The 19,930-nt window shown below is 41.0% G+C and carries 18 protein-coding genes; 5 read left to right on the plus strand and 13 right to left on the minus strand.

What is annotated here, in order from left to right; genetic code table 11:
- Window positions 1-82: 82 nt before the first annotated feature.
- From codY to O0550_RS22880, 5 genes are all read right to left on the minus strand, one after another.
- Window positions 83-859 carry a GTP-sensing pleiotropic transcriptional regulator CodY gene (gene codY, locus O0550_RS22860; protein ID WP_003334868.1) on the minus strand — a complete coding sequence of 259 codons (777 nt, stop codon included), beginning with the start codon at window positions 857-859 and terminating at the stop codon, window positions 83-85.
- Window positions 860-1,054: 195 nt separating this feature from the next.
- Window positions 1,055-1,651, minus strand: coding sequence for a YitT family protein (locus O0550_RS22865; protein ID WP_003334867.1), 597 nt, complete (start codon window positions 1,649-1,651; stop codon window positions 1,055-1,057).
- An 83-nt stretch (window positions 1,652-1,734) separates the two neighbouring features.
- Window positions 1,735-2,511 (minus strand): sporulation protein, encoded by a 777-nt coding sequence (locus O0550_RS22870; protein ID WP_258427296.1) that lies wholly within the window; start codon window positions 2,509-2,511, stop codon window positions 1,735-1,737.
- Window positions 2,512-2,611: 100 nt separating this feature from the next.
- On the minus strand, window positions 2,612-3,121 hold the full coding sequence (locus O0550_RS22875; RefSeq protein ID WP_003334865.1) for a sporulation membrane protein YtrI: 510 nt from the start codon (window positions 3,119-3,121) through the stop codon (window positions 2,612-2,614).
- Window positions 3,118-3,432, minus strand: coding sequence for a YtrH family sporulation protein (locus O0550_RS22880; protein WP_003334864.1), 315 nt, complete (start codon window positions 3,430-3,432; stop codon window positions 3,118-3,120). The genes O0550_RS22875 and O0550_RS22880 overlap by 4 nt, the downstream gene beginning before the upstream one ends.
- Before the next feature lie 379 nt (window positions 3,433-3,811).
- Between O0550_RS22880 and O0550_RS22885 the strand changes: the two genes are divergently transcribed.
- The 3 genes from O0550_RS22885 to O0550_RS22895 are packed head-to-tail and all read left to right on the plus strand — an operon-like array spanning window position 3,812 to window position 5,379.
- Window positions 3,812-5,056: an MFS transporter gene (locus O0550_RS22885; RefSeq protein WP_003334862.1), complete on the plus strand. Its 1,245-nt coding sequence runs from the start codon at window positions 3,812-3,814 to the stop codon at window positions 5,054-5,056.
- Entirely contained in the window at window positions 5,053-5,214 is a 162-nt protein-coding gene (locus O0550_RS22890) for a hypothetical protein (protein ID WP_022584925.1), read from the plus strand. The genes O0550_RS22885 and O0550_RS22890 overlap by 4 nt, the downstream gene beginning before the upstream one ends.
- A gap of 27 nt (window positions 5,215-5,241) precedes the next feature.
- Window positions 5,242-5,379, plus strand: a complete 138-nt coding sequence (locus tag O0550_RS22895) for a hypothetical protein (RefSeq protein ID WP_003334859.1) — start codon at window positions 5,242-5,244, stop codon at window positions 5,377-5,379.
- 277 nt (window positions 5,380-5,656) lie between these two features.
- Here the strand turns inward: O0550_RS22895 and O0550_RS22900 are convergent, their stop codons facing one another.
- Together O0550_RS22900 and O0550_RS22905 are read right to left on the minus strand one after the other, a co-directional pair.
- Window positions 5,657-6,163 carry a hypothetical protein gene (locus tag O0550_RS22900; RefSeq protein WP_258427297.1) on the minus strand — a complete coding sequence of 169 codons (507 nt, stop codon included), beginning with the start codon at window positions 6,161-6,163 and terminating at the stop codon, window positions 5,657-5,659.
- Between the two features lie 28 nt (window positions 6,164-6,191).
- Window positions 6,192-7,268, minus strand: coding sequence for a M42 family metallopeptidase (locus O0550_RS22905; protein ID WP_035318668.1), 1,077 nt, complete (start codon window positions 7,266-7,268; stop codon window positions 6,192-6,194).
- Between the two features lie 300 nt (window positions 7,269-7,568).
- Between O0550_RS22905 and O0550_RS22910 the strand changes: the two genes are divergently transcribed.
- Window positions 7,569-8,846: a BaiN/RdsA family NAD(P)/FAD-dependent oxidoreductase gene (locus tag O0550_RS22910; protein WP_258427298.1), complete on the plus strand. Its 1,278-nt coding sequence runs from the start codon at window positions 7,569-7,571 to the stop codon at window positions 8,844-8,846.
- Window positions 8,847-9,167: 321 nt separating this feature from the next.
- Here the strand turns inward: O0550_RS22910 and O0550_RS22915 are convergent, their stop codons facing one another.
- The 6 genes from O0550_RS22915 to O0550_RS22940 form a co-directional block, all read right to left on the minus strand.
- On the minus strand, window positions 9,168-9,374 hold the full coding sequence (locus O0550_RS22915) for a hypothetical protein (protein ID WP_003334853.1): 207 nt from the start codon (window positions 9,372-9,374) through the stop codon (window positions 9,168-9,170).
- A 3-nt stretch (window positions 9,375-9,377) separates the two neighbouring features.
- The gene (locus O0550_RS22920; protein WP_258427299.1) at window positions 9,378-11,783 is read right to left on the minus strand and encodes a septation ring formation regulator EzrA; all 2,406 of its coding nucleotides are present in this window, start codon (window positions 11,781-11,783) and stop codon (window positions 9,378-9,380) included.
- A gap of 34 nt (window positions 11,784-11,817) precedes the next feature.
- Complete coding sequence (refZ, locus tag O0550_RS22925; protein ID WP_003334851.1) at window positions 11,818-12,435, minus strand: forespore capture DNA-binding protein RefZ; 618 nt, start codon at window positions 12,433-12,435, stop codon at window positions 11,818-11,820.
- 798 nt (window positions 12,436-13,233) lie between these two features.
- The gene (locus O0550_RS22930; protein ID WP_258427300.1) at window positions 13,234-14,244 is read right to left on the minus strand and encodes an MBL fold metallo-hydrolase; all 1,011 of its coding nucleotides are present in this window, start codon (window positions 14,242-14,244) and stop codon (window positions 13,234-13,236) included.
- Between the two features lie 42 nt (window positions 14,245-14,286).
- The gene (locus O0550_RS22935; protein WP_258427301.1) at window positions 14,287-16,557 is read right to left on the minus strand and encodes a sensor domain-containing diguanylate cyclase; all 2,271 of its coding nucleotides are present in this window, start codon (window positions 16,555-16,557) and stop codon (window positions 14,287-14,289) included.
- A 30-nt stretch (window positions 16,558-16,587) separates the two neighbouring features.
- A complete protein-coding gene (locus O0550_RS22940; RefSeq protein WP_022584919.1) occupies window positions 16,588-17,193 on the minus strand; it encodes a histidine phosphatase family protein in 606 nt (201 codons plus the stop codon).
- Between the two features lie 270 nt (window positions 17,194-17,463).
- Here O0550_RS22940 and O0550_RS22945 point away from each other — a divergent pair, with 270 nt between their 5' ends.
- The gene (locus tag O0550_RS22945; RefSeq protein ID WP_258427302.1) at window positions 17,464-19,731 is read left to right on the plus strand and encodes a YcdB/YcdC domain-containing protein; all 2,268 of its coding nucleotides are present in this window, start codon (window positions 17,464-17,466) and stop codon (window positions 19,729-19,731) included.
- Window positions 19,732-19,930 lie beyond the last annotated feature (199 nt).

Raw genomic sequence — 19,930 nt, forward strand, 5'->3', positions numbered from 1 at the left:
TAATAAAAAAAGGCATGCCCGAAATAGGCATGCCTTACAACTGGAAGGAGAACATGGTAATCGTTACTACTGGCTTATGTGATTATGATGTTTTCCATTTTTCTAACTCAGAATGGAATTTATCATTTAGCACCTTAATATAGGTTCCCTTCATACCAAGAGAACGCGATTCAAGAACTCCTGCACTAGCAAGCTTACGCAATGCATTAACGATCACAGAACGGGTCAATCCAGCCTGATCCGCTAATTGACTAGCTACCAGCAATCCTTCCTTAGCATCCAATTGCTCCATGATTTTTTCAATCGCAATTTGCTCACTATAGGAAAGAGAAGACAAAGCAATCTTAGCAAATGTTTTATCACGAACTTCATTTTCAATCTGTTCTGTTCGCTGACGTACAATTTTCATTCCAACTACAGTTGCACCAATCTCAGCTAGGATGAGATCGTCCGTCTCAAAAGCACCAAATGCACGAGTTAATACTAATGTTCCTAATCGACTGCCACCTGCATTAATAGGTACGATGGTGGTCATCATTTGAGGGAACAGATTTTTCCACTCAGCAGGAACCATGCTGTAGTTACTGTGAACTGCCTCGTTAGCTACTGAGAAATGAATCTCTAATAATTTTTCCTTATAGTTTTCAGGTAAAAAGCTCGTAAAACGACCTGTTTCCTGAATCGAAATCTCTTGTGCAAAACCACTTCCTAAAATCTGACCATCTGCCGTGATGATATACATATTGGAATTGATGATATCAGAGAGCAATTTAGCAATATCCTGATATGATACCCCGTTTCCGCCCATCGTCTTTTGTAGCATCGCATTTATTCGTCTCGTTTTTTCTAACAAATTCATTTGGAAAATTCCTCCTCTAAATGTTTCATGCTCACAGTATTGTCTGAAAAATGTGCCTTGATACCTCGTATTCGAAAAAAATTTTTTCAGACGGTGTACGGCATACCATTTTGAGACGAAAATCGATACTTAATCGGGGTTACTCAATAAAAAAAGCCTGGCATCTGCCAAGCTTTTCTGACTAACAATCTCAACTTATTCTGTCTGGATCATTCCACGACGATTCCACAAAAAAGTAATTCCTGATACGATCATGATCGCTAAAAAAGAATAAAAATAATGGGGCGTATCGCCTAGCAGTGCGCCTATCAACAAGATGATGATATCAAATACAAAGATCACAATCCCAATATTAATTCGTATTACATCAGATAGAAGCTTAGCCACCAAATCAAATCCATCTGTCGTTGTATTAAATCTAAGTAACAGCCCAATTCCCATGCCAATAAACAAGCCTCCCAAAATACTACTGAATAATAGAGAACAGGAGGTAAATACAGAGACATGCTGCAACGGCGAAAATAAATCAATCAAAAAGGACGAAAGCAACAATCCATTGACACTATCATAAAAATAAGATCGCTTTGTAAACCAAGCATATAGATAAATTGGAATACTCATAACGATCATGACCAACCCTACTTTATAGCCCGCCATATAGTTGATTATTAAAGCAATTCCGGTCAAGCCGCCGTCCATTAATTGATGCGGAATGATGAAACCGTTTACTCCAAGTGCAAGTAATCCACTGCCAATAAGCAAGGCTACTCCTTTACGTATCATATATACCATGCTCTACTCCTTGGGATGAGATCAAGACTAGTGTGTGAAGCAAGCTTGTATCTCATACCAAGGAGTTACGACTAGCTTTTTTCCTATCCAATGCTTTTCATAATCATCTGCTCAATCCATGCTGTCAGCTCTCGAATTGGTCTATTTTGATCCTGCTCAGTTAAACGCAGCCTCACATACCGCTCATCCATATCGAATGCTTCCTCCAGCATGCCTGCAAATCCGCGCTTACGTTTATCAACCTCTAACAGAACCTCTAGTTCATTTTCCTGTAAAAAGAAAATGAGCTCCAGTTCATCTACATATTTACGGAACCGCCCTTGTGGCCGAAATTCAAATTCTTGTACAAATGGATAAGGCTGACCAAGCCGACGATTCCATTCACAATCTACTTTATACAACTGAAATCCTAATGTAGAGAGTGCCTCTAATACGTTCCCCATCATCGGATGCGGTTGTACCTCAATATAATCCGAGTCACCAGGATCAATTGCATTTTTTATATCTAGGCCTGTACGTAAATAGACCGGTTGTCTTCCTATCGTCAAAGGCGTTGCATAAGGTAATGGAAATGAAAACGAATAGACCTTTGTTTCCTGCGGTTCAATGCTAAAGGGTTCTGTCAAACGATGCTTTAACAGGATACATTCTTCTTTTGTCTTGTTTTGATTATTTTCTCGTTCATAATGAGTAATAACATAAATATAAATCTCATCAATATCCTGCTGAATATCTCCTCCCGTAATATGAACCTCGCCTGTTACCAATTCACCAGGAAGCAATGTTTCCTTGAAAAGGCGTGTGTCTACAGTAGCTGCTCCAATTCCTACACTCGCCATCATCTTTTTAAATAACGACATCCCCCATGCCCCCTCGTTCCAAAGCCCTTCTTATTTTGTTATAACTATATACGAACAAGCTGGGGTTTTGTTGCATTTTTCTCTTACAGCCATATACAAGCTATCCGATTGTTTTTGGTTGCTCTTTAGCCACTACATATAAGTGCAAAACCCGTGAAATAACGAGGGTTTTTATATTTACCTCTATGACCTTTCCTTGGATAATGTACTCTTTTTTTTGCAGTAATTCATGCAATATTTCATGCATTTCGCCTACTTGCTCCACTTTTTTCCTTTTCAATTGGGCCAAGTCTTTTTCTAGGCTATGCTTTAATTCTTCTTCGACAAAGGTGTTCGGGCGTTGTCCTAAAAAGGTGATCTCAACATCTTCAATCACGACATTCTGCTTTTTTCGTGCTACTTTATGCAGCTCGTTAAGATTATCCATTTCGTTTTGGAGACGATCATTTAATACATATAAATTTTTGTTCTCCAGCATTAGATCTTCCATTCTTTGAATAAATAAAAATAGAAATATCGCTCCTCCTGCGACACCTCCTAAAATAAACAAGCTGATATACCGAAGATATCGACGTACTTTAGGTAATCGCTCCTCTTGTAGAGTTGTCATGAAGCTTTCCCCTGCGTCAGCCATAGCATCGAAATCGTTCCGAGATGCGCTCCGATAAACGCTGCAAAAATATAAATGAGCTGTTTTAAAACAGGTGAGAAATTGCCGACAAATAATTTTTCAATTTGTAAAAATGAGTCAAATGTTCCTCCAAGGGCTCCCACCAGCCCCATAATTTTGAGCTGGATTGCTAGATCTGACATGACAAGTAACGGAGCTCGATCACTAAAAAAAGCACCCATGCCTCCTAGTATTGATCCCCCAATCACGATTCCATAAGCAACACAAAACGTTAAAATGACTTGAGCCACTTTTCTCACGCTCCTTGTGCTTCATACTTGTACCAATTTTGCGTATGCTCTACCCTACGCGCGAATAGAGCCAAATATGATTGTCGCTAAAGGAAAGCTTATAAAACCTCTCTCTTTTATTTATTCAAATCCATCATCCAACACGATGGAGATAAGAAAGACGACAACGATGATTCCAATGACCATCTCAAAACCACCTAATTTAAAAATACTCCCCATAAAATTCCCTCCTACTAGCCTCTTTTTATAGGGATATGTCACGGTTTACAAAAAGTCTCTAGGCATTTGCCCAGTTTCATGCATTTTGGGCTACGAATAAAGGGCGTCCCTCTTTTCACATACTAAGTCTGACATCAGAAGAGAGAGGAGGGACAATACCTTGGCCACCGCACGCCACTTACTTGGTAACCGCACATTTCTCTTTCTGTTGATTGCAGCTCTTTTTATGCATATCGCAATCTTTCTGGTGACCCCTATTTTTCCTATCTTTTTGGAAAAAGCACGCCATTTGCATGCAAGTCAAATTGGTTTCATTCTTGCTATCGCTAGCTTAATGTACCAAATCGGAAGTCTTGTTGGTGGATTTTTATCTGATCGTGTGTCACGCAAGCTTGTCATGGTAAGTGGAGCAGCCATTCAAGCAGGTGCTATGTTTGGTTTTAGTGTAAGCCAAACCTTTCTGCTTTTTATGGTATTTTCGGCCGTTAATGGAAGTGGTATGGGGTTAGTAGCCCCTGCCATAAAAGCAAAGATAGCTGATGTAGTAGGACAAGAAGATCGAACAACTGCATTTTCCTGGCGCGGAATCGCGGCCAACATTGGTATTATTATTGGGGGTCTTACGATTACGTTACTTGCATTAAGTACGAATCGAATTGTCTTCATTTATGCAGCAGGTGTTTATATTCTGTTGACCTTTTTTCTCCTATTTGCTTTACCTAAAGCCCGTCAGGAGAAAACGAAAAAGGATTCCTTATCATGGAGTCAGTATAAAGGTTTATTGGGTCATCGTAGCTTTTTGTTTTTCTGTCTGGTATCTTTGCTGGTTTGGGGGTTATATGCTCAATTTCCGCTTGTTGTTCCATTACGCGGACAACATATTATGGGGACAGGTGCCAAGGTAGGCTTGATATGGACGATTAATTCAACCTTTGTGGTTCTATTTCAAGGTGTTATTGCCCGTTATATCTTAGAAAAAATTAGTCCTTATTGGGCAATGGTCAGTGGTACCTTGTTCCTTGGTGCTGGCCTATTCGCGATGGGCTTTACTCATCAGTTTTGGACGTTTAGTGCAGCAGCCGTTGTGTTTATTATTGGTGAAATGCTGGCTGTACCTGTATTCGACAGTTTAGTTGGGCACTTTGCTAAGCCTCCTTTATTGGGAGCTTATTATGGGATCGGCAATGTAGTCACAGGGATTAGCGGTGCTTTAGGTAATGCGCTCGGTGGCTATATGATTGAGTCGCTTGGCGGCGTAGGCAGTATGCGACCATGGTATATGTACGGCATCATTACATTAATTTCTGTTGCCATTCTGACCGCTTTTGCTATCTATGCTAACGCCCGTCATAAAAATAAAGAATCTTCCTCTTCTCTACACCCTAAAAAGGAGCGTGCGCGATGAATTCTTCTACAGATGATCATAAGCAGCAAGGAGCCAATCTTCTTGATAAAGCACCGTTTTGCTCTCTATTGTTTCATATGGAAAATGAAGCTCATGAGTCAATACTTGAGGAATACAAAAGATATAAGCCTGAGTACAGGTTTTTGTTTTGGGAATAATAAGACCTTGAAAGGAATGATAAGAAGATGAATATGGATAAAAAACGCTTTTCCAATAACTCCAATGAACGAAGTGAAACAAATACACAGCCAAAGAAAACCCAAGACGATCGTCCGGGCTTTGGTGACAAAAAATTAGAAGGACCAGATCGTCCTTCCACATAATTCTGAGTGGCTTTCACTTGCTAAGTAGTAAGGCAGGTGGAAGCCTTTTTATATGAGGAAAGATATTTCCCTTGATGGAATGAGTCCCTAATTTTCTATGGAGGCTTTCCTGCTTCGTACGTAGTTGAATCGTTAGCATGTCAGCCAAAAAAGCACCCCTCTTTGTCCTGTAATACTCCTACAGAATAAAAAGGGATGCTCATAAAGCTTGTAGTTGATTCATAGATTATACTACGCTGTGCATTCAATACTTTCTGTGACGAAATACATCTTCAGCCTACTTCTGAACTGCTTGGATCTGGTAAGGAACGTGCATGGCCCGAAGCAGTTCAAAAAATTGTTTTTCCTCCTCAAGAGGTATCACTACTAACAAATATTGATTAAAATATGAGACAATCCGATCTAATTGCTGTTCTTTTAGAGCAAACCGCGATAGCTCACCAACATCTTTTAGTTCATAAAAATATTGAAAGCGTTCAGGCGTCATCTTTGCCGTAAAAGTGCGGCTTACAACCGTTTCACCCCGATAATTATTCTGTACATTTTCCGTAGAAGCTCCCAGCAGTGTAAGAATACTCGCTGCATTTCCCCCTACTTTTTCCACCAGCATATTGTCGTTATACTCCACCTCTAAATCAGTAAGACGATTTTGGACAGAATGAAGCATAGCCATCAATACCTTACGTACCACTAAATTCGTTGGAGCAAATTTATGGTCATAAAAATTATATTCCAGTACGGCATCTGTAGCCGTTTCATGGCGATAAAATTTGATGGCATTCATTGAAAATCACGCTTCCTTTCACATACGCTTATCGGCGACGAGTAGCCTCAAGCGTAGCCCAATCCAACTTTTTAACCAGAGCAAACAATAGCTTTTTCGCATTTTGATAATCATCTTCATGCATGATGGATGCATGGCTATGAATGTAACGAGACGGAATACCAATAACTACTGAAGGAACACCTTTACCATGCATATGGACAGCCCCTGCATCAGTCCCACCCTGACTAATAAAGTATTGGTATTTGATCCCTAGTTCTTCGCATGTATCAATTAACAAATCACGTAAGCCTGGCTGCATAATCATTGTACGATCCAAAATACGTAATAATAAGCCATCCCCCAATTTACCCATGCCATCTGTCACACCAGGAATGTCGCCAGCCGGGCTAGCATCTAATGCAATAAACATGTCAGGGTCAATCATGTGAGCCGCTGTCTTTGCACCACGTAAACCGACTTCTTCCTGTACGGTAGCACCTGCATAGATAACGTTAGGATGCTGTGGATTTTCGTGCAATTCTTTTAGTAATTCTAATGAAAGGGCGCATCCATAACGGTTATCCCAAGCTTTTGCCATGAATTTTTTCGGGTCAGCCATTTGGGTAAAGGGGCAAATCGGCAGGATTGGATGTCCTGGTTTAACCCCTGCCTTAAGAACTTCCTCTTTCGTATCACAACCGATATCAATATACATTTTCTTCATATCCATTGGGCGATTGCGCATATCTTCACTTAATACATGTGGTGGAATGGAACTAATTACCCCGATAATCGGGCCATTTTCTGTAATAATTTGAACTCGTTGGGCCAATAATACCTGACTCCACCAACCACCTAATGGCTGAAAGGAAATAAAACCTTTATCGGATATTTGGGTTACCATAAACCCTACTTCGTCCATATGGCCTGCAACCATAATACGAGGTCCTTGTTCATCCCCGCGCTTCACTCCAAAAATACTTCCCATATTATCATAGGTGACTTCTTCTGTATAAGAGGAGATATATTCTTTCATAATGGAGCGGACAGGTCCTTCAAATCCCGGAGCACCAGGCGCTTCTGTTAATTTTCTCCATAAATCCAACTGAAATTGATCGGCCATTACCTTGATCCTCCCAAACTGAGTCTTTTTTGTTGTATTCTATGTAAAGACAACTGTATACTTTTCCATTATCGACTACCTGTTAGACTTATGCAACCATGTAAGTAAGGGAAGCCTGAAGAGTACCACTGTGAAAAATGCTGGTAGAAACCATGTAGAATGGCTTTTTTGAATGTATTGGCATACTTGATCTGACTTACATCTAGTTTACCCAGTCAATATCTCCTTATCACATCTTGTGTAATGATGGAGAAAAATGTGCTTATTACTCTATACAGTAAATAAAAGGATGAACATTTCATGAAGAAAGAAAGATTTGATTGCATTGTTATCGGTGGCGGTCCTGCGGGGCTTATGGCCGCCTATTCAGCAGCCAAGCACGGAGCCAGTGTCTGTTTGCTTGAAAAAGGTGAAAAACTAGGACGCAAACTGATCATTTCAGGTGGCGGACGCTGTAATGTCACGAATGCTAAGGAGTTAGAAGAACTGATTAAACAAATTCCGGGAAATGGTCGTTTTATGCACAGTGCCTTTGCCCAATTTAACAATCAGGATATTATCTTCTTTTTTGAAGGAATAGGGGTTTCCTTGAAAGAGGAAGATCGTGGTCGAATGTTTCCAACGACAGATAAGGCTATTACTGTAGCCAACGCTCTTGTTAATCAGTTAAAACAGGAGGGAGTTCACATCCGTCTGCATGCAGAGGTAGAGCGTGTCCTGTATGAACAAGATGCCTGCACAGGGGTTGAATTAAAGAACGGAGAGATTCTGAAGACAAAGGCCGTTATTATAGCAGCAGGCGGATGCTCTGTTCCTCAAACAGGCTCCACCGGTGATGGCTATAAGTGGGCAAAAGCAGCAGGCCATACCATTACTGATCTATATCCAACAGAGGTACCATTACGAGCAAGTGATGAGATCATTAAGCAAAAAACGTTACAGGGTCTCTCTTTACGTGAGGTCGAACTAACCCTTACTGATCCAAAAGGAAAGAGGGTAACTACACAGGAAGGAGATATGATCTTTACTCATTTCGGTGTATCTGGTCCGGCTGTCCTACGTTTAGGGCATTATGTATCCGTTACTCAGCGTAAATTCGGCGCCGTTCCCCTCCAACTGACAATTGATTTATTTCCTGGGCGTTCAATCGACATCATTTCCCAGGAAACTTGGAAGCTTTGTGAGGAACAACCGAAAAAAGCGATCAAAAACGCTTTAAAGGGCTATGTGCCGGAAAGGCTTATCCCTGTTCTTTTGCAGAAAGCAGAGCTAGAAGAAGAAACCACCTTCAATCATCTCAACAAACAAAAATGGCAAAATTTCGCTCGTCTTCTGAAATCATTTCCGTTAACAATCATTGGAACCCTGTCGCTGGAAGAAGCCTTTATTACAGGCGGTGGCATTCATACTAAGGAAGTAGACCCGAAAACAATGCAGTCTAAAAAAGCTGCTGGTCTATTCTTCGCTGGAGAAGTTCTTGATGTCCATGCACATACAGGTGGATATAACATAACCATCGCCTTTTCTTCTGGTTATGTAGCAGGCCTACATGCGTCTCAATACTCCTTATCAAGCTAGTTATCGGGAGTCTACTCAACTTTTAGACAAATAGTAGATGACGTACATTTTTTTAGAATACATGTTTAACGATCTATTTTATTGGGGAATATATTACTAATTGCTCTTCCTCCCAGAAGAGCGTCTCAGAACCCTACTCCCCCTAAAAGTAGTTGGTTACTGATTCTCACACCTCTACTCCCTTTATCTTTATCTTTAGAAGCGTCGATCGTTGACGCTTCTTTTTTTTTACACATCATCAACAAAAAAAGCACGCCTTTAAAAAAGACGTGCCTTCCCTTATCATGACGAACCTATGTCTAGTGAAACCTATTCCTCTTGCTAGCTGACTAAAGTACGCAGTAGCAAAAAGCATCCCAGTATCACACATGATACACCCAACAGATAAAACGTATTCGCTCGTTGCTTCACGCGTTTTTCGTTACCTGCGAAATGAGCGCTCAAGCGTCGCTTCCACCGTTTGGTTGTAGGCTGGATGGCAACTACTACGCCTGCTACCAGCAAAACATACGGCATAGGATCATTCATCGACTAACGCTCTCCTCTTTTTTTCTTACGTAGCATCCAGCGCCCGCCTGCATCGTCTTCATGATCACCCTCAATAATCAGGCGAGCTTCTTCTGCCAACTGGTAGGCTTCGGTAAAATACAACTGACGGAAAGCTTGTTCTGATTTTGTTAGCAATTCATTTACCTGACGATTTAAGCGTCGGTAGCGATTCGTGTATTGAATAGCCCCCTCCGCTGATTGGCAAGCTGCAATAGTATTTTCAGCCATGTAATGTGTATCCATTAGCTGTTCATGCGCCTCTTCCAGATAATAAGCAACCTCACGAATGTCATATCGAGTATTCTCCATTCGTAGCTGAATTTGCCCTAATAGACCGACAACAGTATCAAACTTTGTTTTCAAGTCATCTGGTACACCCGGCAAGTAACTACGCTTAATGCGCTGTCGGATACATATTAATTCGCCTGAGATACGCTCCATTTCGTCCAAAATATCATCTTCTGTTTCAATAAATGGTCTTTCCTCAATTTTAACCAGCTTCTCAGATTCCTGTGACATTGGTTTGGGAATTTTCGGCATGACCAACTCATACTCATGCTGCTCTTCTCCGTCCGCTTGTCCCCGCTTCCTGCTATTTATAAGAGAACGGCCCTTTTGCAGATCACTTTGCGGAGCAGGGGCGCTTTGCTTTGCAGCAGGCGCGTCCTCTGTCATTGTTTCACTTACCGCGGCTTCCCGGTATGCTACCGTCGTATCTGCCGCATCAGAAGGTTGAGTAGCAGGATGATCTGTCTCTTCCCTCGGTTCTTCATTGCTTCGTTCGGCATTTTCCTGAATACCTTCCCTTGTATTCTCGGCAGTGACTTCTTGATGGTCATCTGCAAGCTCTTTGAAGGTATCCTCATGTGTTAGAGTAGATGAGGACTCTACGGGCTGAGCCTGATCGGTAAGCCCCTCCCCTTTTTCTCCAAGCACGGCTTGTTCCAGATTGCTGTAAATCGATTCCACCTTTAAGACGAATGCTTTTACATGTGTTTGCAGCATGTGGAAATTGCCCTCTTCTAATGCATTCCCAGCAGAGGTCACCAATTGTTTTACTTGTAGCAATTCCTCATCTAACGCCGTTTGGTTCAGATCATACTGACCACCTAATGCAGTCTCGATATCCTGTTCAAGCTGATGCAGCTCTTCTTTCATTTCAGTACGCACTTGATTGACATAGGTAGGCAGCTGTTCTAATAAGTCGCTCGTTTCTCTTAAAATAGAGTGAGCTTCAAAAGCTACTTCTGCCGCTTTGACATTATCTCCACTAGCAATAGCAGATTTAATTGTTGCCTTCATGTCGCCAATGCGATCTAAATCGGTTTTTAATTCATGGAAGGAAAGGCCATACTCCAATCTTACATCAGACAGTTTTCGTTCCACCTGTTCTAGCATCTTTTCAAGCTCTGGTATCGCTTGCTTATTCTCATTTTTAGCTTGTACAACCTGAGTCGTATCATTTTTAAGATCTTCTAGTTCATCCTCAATGTCATTGAGCATCGTTTCGCCTTCAAGAATCAGGTTATTGGCTACTTTAAAACGGAAACGATCACAAGCTTCATCCGCTTCTATAATCAACATTTCGATATCGGGAATACTGGTTCCAAGCAGTTTTTCCTTACGTGCTGCAAGGGCTACATAGCGTTCCTCAGTCACCCCTGACACGCGACGCTTATTTTTTTCCACTTCTATTTTTTCAATTTTTTCCAGCAATTCATCTTTCCAATCTTCTAGTTCATCAATATCACGCATAAGCGTACGTCGACGCATCGTGAGTATCATCAAATAAATGAGTCCCACAAACAAAGCTCCTGCCAAAACAAATACCCACCACGGCAGCCAATTCAACAATGTATTTTCCTGAGATTCGATGTTTGGATCTGCATCAGTCGCAGTTGCTGTTTCCGCAGGCTTTGGCAATTTACTCAATTCACTCTGAACTTCCTTGGCAAATTGAGAGATACCCTGATCAAATTTAGCCGTGTTCTTCCAAGGATCGAAATAAGCGGTCAATTTCCCCTTTAATAGCTCGGATTTTGCTCCTTGTTGAACAAGCTTAGGGCCGGCATAAACACCTAAATCCTTCTTTTGCTTGTCCAACACCATTAAAAGGGAATCTTCTTCTAATTTATACTCAGCATAGAGCTTCTGCGCATACTCATCAGGAGACTTTGCTTCTGGCTCTGTACTTTCGACTACAACAACCTTATAGTTACCTGGTGTTTGTTTAAGTGATTCTTCAAGATTTTTTCGTTCATCTTTTTTAAAAATCTTTGCTTGGTCTTGTACAATGTCACTCGTCTTCTTCGGAAATGGAGACGCCATTGCCACATTGTGAAAGCAAAGAGTACCGGCAAGACATAACAACAACAGCCTTTTTTTCACGGTTGGACAACCCCTTTACCAACTTGTTTCTCATTCAACTTGTATGTACTAAGAGGGAACGCAAAAATTGAACGCTTGAGGTGACAAGCCATTCACAAAAATCAGCAGAACCCGGTTCTAAATAATATACTTCACGGACAATTTGTGGATTCAGGTATGGATAGGTCAAAATACTGGAAAGATTCATCAAAACAGCATCGACACCGACACCTCGAAACTCCCCTGTCCGTATCCCATCTTCTATCACGGTAGCAAAGCAATGCTTCAATTGATGTATATAGACGGTCATTACCTCTCGTGCGAGCATGGATTCCACACTTAATTCCCGCTGAATTAGCCTAGTTACCAACGCATGTTCATGTTGATAAAAAATAAATAACCTTACGATCTTTTCTAACTGTCCCATCGAATCCTGCGGCTTTTCCCTCTCCCATTGCTCCTGTACGATTTGGAAAAAATGATCATAGTAGTGGCTGATCAGCTTTTCCAAAACTCCCTGCTTGCCTTGAAAATGGTAAGAAATTAAAGCAACGTTAACCTGAGCCTTCTCAGCAATTTGACGCACAGTAGTACGATCATATCCCTGTGAATAAAATAATGAGGCTGCGGCTACCAGTATTCTTTCTTTCGTGTTATGCTGTTCAGTTCTCATCTTTATCATCCTCGGCTACTTCTTCTCCGTTTTTTTCCTACGATAGATCCAAGCCATATGAACTTACCTAAAACGGCAGTCCTCAGCAAAAAACGCAGTGTATGAGCGTGAAATTCTAAAAATCATGTCCCATTGTAGCCTCTAAGATGGTGTGTTGATATCTTGCCAAATCATGCTGTAAACCGTAAAGAGCGATTACATCTAGCAAAAAAGGCTGCTGGCTCACTTTTTTTGGCCCAATCAAAAGGATCAGGTACCGAACCATAAAAAAGCGGAGAGTAGCCCCTAAGTCGTAGACAGCCATGTAATAAAAAAGCTGGCTATCTCGCCAAATATCAGAACCGTTACACCTGCAATCAATAAAAAGGGGACAAAACGGAAAGAAGGTTAGTAGGACGGCGATAATACAGCTTACCACAATCGCCCAAATGCCAAAAGAGTGTATATAATGAGCAATACGTTTGCAGATTCTCCTGTACCAATATGTTCCCTAGTTTCACCTACGTTACTAAAAAAGAACTAGTAAAAGGAAAGAGTAACGGAAGAATGATTTTGATCATCCATCCACCTCTCTATCTTGAATAGGAACTCATTTATTATAGTACAGATCGACATGCAAAAAAAGGGTGCTTCCCTGTTCTTTCGACAATAAAAGCTATGTATAAAATTACCTTACTACTAGTTCCTTACTCACTCTCTCTACATAGAAAGACGCAAGATAGGAGGGAGAGGATTCATTTCACTAAAAAGTCCTTACCCGCTTTGTCTAACAGGAAAGGACTTTTACTGAAGGAAGGATTATAGTGAATAATAGAGAACGCCCTCTTTATTTTGTACGTGTATCTGATGAACCATCACTAGTAAGTCAATATGTCCCAAGGTTTCAGAAATAACGAGAGGCAATTCCTTGAGGTGGAGCAGCGGAAATAAAAGGACAGCTAATTCAAAGGCGGTCTTTGGACCATCAAGTAAAAAACGGCGGATCGCATTGGTACGCTCCCAGGTCTTCTGCAATCGCTCAAAAATCAGCTCGCGACTATTCTCGATCGGTTCACCATGTCCAGAAACCACTAGCTTAATATCCATCCCTGCACACATCTCCAAGGCGGTCCGGTACTGCACTAATGTTAGCGGTCGAGTCATGCTACGATCTCGTGGTGGTTCAATAAATGCATTGGAAGAAATGGTAGAGATCAGATGATCCCCCGCTATCAATAATTGATCAGAGGCCCGATATAGTGATAAATGAGACTGAGAATGTCCTGGTGTAAATAATACTTGCCACTCAGGAAAATGAGGAAGGGCTTGCTCATGAACAAGAGATTCGTCCACCTTGCTTTTCTCTTGGAAGGTGGCCATCATCCTGCGAAATTTTTCCACAACAGATAGCAATTCCTCTGGTAGTCCACACTCTTTATACAAAGTAATAAAAAATTCATCATGGAACTGCATGAATTCCTCATCTTGTTCAACATATGGTGCTGCCAAAGGGTGGGCATATACCTTTGCTTGTGATAGATGTTTTACCTTCTCCAATTGTCCAATATGGTCCACATGGTGATGTGTAAGCACAATTTGCCCCACGTCTTCCACCCGATATCCAATCGAGGCTAGTCCATTCTCTAAACTACTCCACGCCTCTTCTGTTAACGGACCTACATCGACTAGCGTGATACATTCTTGACCTTCAATTACATATACGTTCACATCTCCTACTGTAAATGGAGTAGGCAGAGAAATTTGATACACTCCCTTTGCTATCTCTGTAGCGGCCTTTGACGATCTATTCTTCTTTGATACGGCAGACATCCTATCTCCCCCAGATTTTTACGGATAGCATTTTCTCATAGCCTACCATATTTTACTCGACTCACTCTTTCTTACCTGATTTCGCCCCTCTTGCTTTGCTTTATATAAGGCCACATCTGCATCGTGAAACAGTTCTTCTGTCGAGCGATTTTGTTGAACATCCCTGCTCCACATAGCAACGCCGCAGGAAATCGTAACACTTGGTTTACTTTCCTGTTGCACACGAATACGAATGCGTTCTGCTATTTTACTGGCAATCAGCACATCAACATGCGGCAGGTAAATCGCTATCTCTTCGCCGCCCCATCTTGCTGGAATATCGCTGTCCCTAATACAGTTCTTAATAACAGAAGCTACCTGATACAATATCTCGTCTCCAACAAGGTGGCCATAGGTATCATTAATTCTTTTGAAGTAATCAATATCAATTAAAATTAAGGAGCCCTGCTCATCTGCAAGTAAGGATTTCTTCACGTTCTCATTTAAGTATCTACGTGTAAAAAGCCCTGTTAAATTATCGGTGATAACCATGCGTTCCACTTCACTAAGCAAGAGAGCATTAGTAATAGCTAGGCTGGTGTGTTGCCCAAATAATTCCAGTAATTTATAGTCATCATAGGTAAAGAAATTAGGCTTATGATCTGCTACCAGTAAGAGTCCTGATACTTCTGAATCTTGCAACAAAGGAACCCCCATCACAGAATGATAGGGAAATAAATGATGAGGTAAATGAGTAAAGCTGTCGGAAGAAGGTAAAATTTTCCGCTTATCAATTACAATTTCAGCAATCGGAGTAGCCGAAATCGGTACGAATTGTCCGATCTGATCGCTCTTGGATGAGGAGATGATTTGCATCCGCTCACCGTCTGATGCTTTTTGCAGGATAGCAGAATAGCTCGCATCAAACGTTCGATGCAGCATCTTAATCACGAACTCAAGTATATCTATCATGTTCAAACTACGATTAATCTGCTGGGCCATCTCATTGATTAAGCGCAATTCACGAACCATGTCGCGTGATTGCTGATACAACTGAGCGTTTTCAAAGGCGTTACCTGCTGTTTCCGCCAAAATAGAAATAAATTCGGTCTCTTTCGCGGATAAATTAATGATTTCATGGGTGGCCAATTGGAGAATCCCATAAATTCCTTGTCTCCCATGTAACGGAGCAGCGACAAAAGTAATCGCTTGCCCATCTATGATCTCTTGGCCCATCATTAGCTTTCCTTCCAGATAAGCCTGCTGACTGACCTGATTATGTTGTTTTTTTAAGGAAAAGGTCTTGATTGGTAAATTTGTTTCCATTTCCATAGTAAGATACAGTTCCGCTGAAAAATACGGATATAATTGCTTGATACTTGCAAGCACTCCAGCTAGTACGTCATTTACGTCAATCGAAGCATGAATTTGTTTTGTCAGTTGATAAAGAAGCTCCTTCTTTTGAGTTTCCCGTAAGATATCATGCATGTGTAAAGTCCTATGCAACTGATGGCTGACCTGTTCTCCAGTCGAATGAAGCATCTCGATATCCAATTTATCTAAGCATTGCTGTTCTTGATCGGCTACATGAAGAATAAGTGCCGCGATCGGTTCATCCTCCACATAAATTGGATACATCGCAACGCGGGAATCTTCTTGATAAATCTCTGCCTTTTTAGATATAAAGCAATGTAACACCTGATGTATTTTAGAGCCTGCGTATACAGCGGAATCTGTTGTGTAACGCTCCTGCGGCAATAAATGTCCACTTTCATCCAATTTAATAAGCGAACAATGCCCCCTTCCCACCATAGCGTGTAAACCGTTAACAACTGTCTTCATAAATGGAGTGGCTTCCTTACATTTGCTCGCTTCCACTACGATCTCACTGGCCATGCGCTGAATAAACCCTTTATACCCAAGCGAATATAATCCTTTTACCATTTCACCGTAGGTTCGTATATTGACCAAAGCTTCCTGTGCACAAGTAAGAATGCCTGCAATCGCATGTATATCATCTGGTTGAGGACCTAAGGCTTGCAACAGCCATTTGTAATCACCACACTCAGAAGTAACTCGCTCCTTACTAATTACCTGGCCGTTTTTCCAAGCTTTGGTTACCTCCTGCTTAACTAGCTCCTCCATAGCATCTTGAAAAAAAGTTGGAGGCAAATGTGCCGGGAGTGTTCCCAATTCATAAGTAGCGATTACACCACGCTCTGGAGTAGCAAAGAAAAGGAGCCCTGGTGCTTGTATGGGCCAAGAAGGCAGAAAAAAGGGAACAACGCTATCAAATAATTTACCTACTGTTCCTATTTGCGTTCGTGTCCGCAATGCTGATTCCTTCTTCCTCTATATTAATCATTAATCGGTTATGGTTTCCTCTAGATGGTCAACTCTACTTATCTCCATAACTTTCCACGATTTATTCTCCACATGCAAAATGGTGATTCCCGTATTGCCAATTTTAGTGATCCCCGTACCAAGCTGACCTTCAGTAATATAATGCAGAAAAGCATTAATCAAACCGCCGTGGCTTACAACGGCAATTTTTTGACCGGGATGCTTCTCAATAATTTCGCTTAGAACACGATCAGCTCTCTTTTGCATAGCGTGATAGGATTCAATCCCGCAGATTGACTGATGTGGTTCAACATTTAGCATATCCTTTTGTACATCAGCAAGGTGGCGCCCCTCCCAATCGCCATAGCAACGCTCACGTAATCCGCGTACTTTCGTGACAGGAACAGGAGTCTGCTGACGTTCTCCTACACGTTTCGCCGTCTCAAAGGCACGTTTTAAATCGCTTGAATACACATGAGCAAAGCCTTCTGAAGCAAGACGATTCGCCAGCTTTTCCGCTTGCTTATACCCTAACTCGTTTAAATCGGTATCCGTATGACCTTGTATTTTCTGTATATGATTCCAATCCGTTTCTCCATGTCGGATTAAGTATACGATGGTTTCCATGATAGTAAGACACCCTACTTTCCTTGCATGAATATGTACAATTTAATTATAATGGATATAATCACGAGATACTAGAATCTTCAAAATTCAATAACACATTTTTCCTAATTTTTAAATTCCACTGAAATGCTCAAAACTCCTCTTTCGTTCTAGTTCTTTATACGACGCCAGCATGACTTCCCCGTCTCATTGCCTCCCTGTTGTTACCGTTATATATATGTCAGTTTCATGTACATACATTACACATTGCAGGTTTAGGAGGTTTTATTTATGCATTCATTGATCCGTCCAATAAGCCTACTTAGCTTATCAGGCATGTTGCTACTTTCAGGCTCAGTCGTCGAAGCTAACACAAACACAAAATCACCCCAACAGCATCTCCAACCCACAGCTCCTCTAGTAAGCAAGTCCCAATTAACAAGAGAACAAGCACTCGCTATCGCGTCTGAGTTTGCAAAGGAATGGTCCAGCATGAATCCAGTTCCAACCGATAGCCACTTTACATTAAATGAAGATATGAATTTATCTCCCACTTGGACGTTTGCTTGGGAGAATAGTGGTAACATTGATCGAAGAAAGCCATTCTCTTTACTAGTCGAAATCAATGCAAACTCAGGCGAATTAAATAGCTATTCTATTTCACATCTTTCTCTCTTAGCAAATAAAAGCAAGAAACCTATCTCACTAGAACAAGCTCAACAAGCAGCCGAAGCGTTTCTACGTAAACATGCTGGCAAAAAATTATCAAGTATTTCCTTGCAGCCTACACCTCTTTCAGATAACAGAACAGCACTTACCTCTACAGAATACATTTTTACCTACCAAAGACAAATAAACGGAATACCTTTTCCTGATGATTCTGTAAGAGTTACAGTCAACCCTAATGGGACAATTGTATCTTACATTTCTACATGGAGTGAAGATTTGAATTTCCCTGCTGATTCAAAGAAAATATCTCCTGAGGAAGCTACTAAAATTTTTAAAGAAAGCCCTTTTATTACTTTAAGCTATAAAATACCAGATTCTACAGAAACACAAAGAACTGATCCTCGACTAACCTATGATTATGAAAAGGAATTAGCTATAGATGCGATCACTGGTACATTTTTAGAAAAACCTTCTTCATCTGTGTCTAGTAATCCCAACAAGCGCTCGCCTATAGTTGACAAGCCACTGCCTCCTTTGCATCAGGGAAAACAATTAACGCAAGCACAAGCAGTCGAGCTAGCCCAAAAATTAATTCCATTGGGGAACTGGAAATTAACAGAGGCAATCTATCAGAAGAAAGATAGAGAGAAAGAAGCCTTTTGGGATCTATCCTTTGAACGAAAAACACAAAATCATGAGATTGACACCATTTCTCTCATGATTGACGAAAAAAATGGAAACGTACTGAATTACTACCTCAACGTGGAGAAAAGGAACAAAGATACAAACAAAGCTTCAATAGCACCAGAGAAATTACAACAACTTGCTATAGAGAACGTAAAAAAATTAGCTCCTTATCAAGCTCAAACCTTATATTTAGATAAGGTTGATCATGATGATCAACCTGACTATAACGATACGCTGGAAAGTTCTTTTATGTTCCAGCGATATATTCACGGAATCATGCTTTCAGCAGAGGGAGCCAGTGTCATCCTAGATCAACAAACCGGGGAATTACTTTCATTTTCTTCTTCAATTAGTCAAGTTAACTTCCCAGAAAAATCACCTGATTACCTTTCTCTAGAAGAAGCGAAAGAAAAATGGCTACAGCAACTGGAGGTTACATTAACTTATCAAGTGAAACAAGAGGATCATCGTGATAAAAATCAACAGTCGTCAAAGTCAAAGCCCTTGACTCTCGTCTATACACTACAACCGTCTAGCAACAGTCTTACGCTAGACGCAATCACTGGTAAGTGGATTCATTTATATTCTAATAAACCTGTGGAAGTAAATCAGACAGAGCCAGAGGATTTGCAGAAGCTTCCTACTGACAAGCAAAAAGCATTACGGATTCTGTACGAGTACAATGCAATTGAACCTATAGATGGAGAGATAAAGCCTAAAGAGCCCATAAAGCGCGGTGAGATAATCAAGATGCTAGTAGCTATCCTAAGCAATGGAAATTATGATGATGAATTTATACCAAAACAAGCCAGCTTTCATGATGTCCCTGCTACTTCTCCATACTTTGGAGCTATTGAGTTCGCCCTTGCACGCGGATATATTCCCCAAACCAAGAGCCTGCAACCAGAAAAACCGATTACGAGGGCTGAATTAGCAGAATCGTTCACCCGAGCTCTGGGCTATCATTCCCTAGCTGAGCTACCAAATCTCTTTGTAGCATCTTCTACGGATACAGCCAATTTAAAGGAGAAGGGTTCTATTTCAATCGTTACCGCACTTGGAATTATGGAAACGATCGATCAAAGCTTTAAGCCAGATGCATCTGTGACTCGTGAGGAGGCCGCTATCTATTTCCAGAAATTCTTAGAGGTTTACAATAAAATGATGCCTGAAGGATCCCTATATAGTAAGCCTCGGCATTAGTCATCTGCAAGCTTTGATTTTCCCAGCGGATTCCGGCTGTTATTCTAAGACATTCTCTTGACTTTACCTAGAGCGAGCATATAGAATAAGAGTTATGTTTGAATAGGGTAGCATTGATTGTAGGTAAAAACAAAAGGAATACGAGGCTTGCCTTTTAGTTTCACCCCCTTTGCCTTTTGACTGCGGCTGTTTTTCAAGA

It is taken from the genome of Brevibacillus halotolerans (assembly GCF_026891775.1).
GTDB lineage: Bacteria > Bacillota > Bacilli > Brevibacillales > Brevibacillaceae > Brevibacillus_B > Brevibacillus_B halotolerans.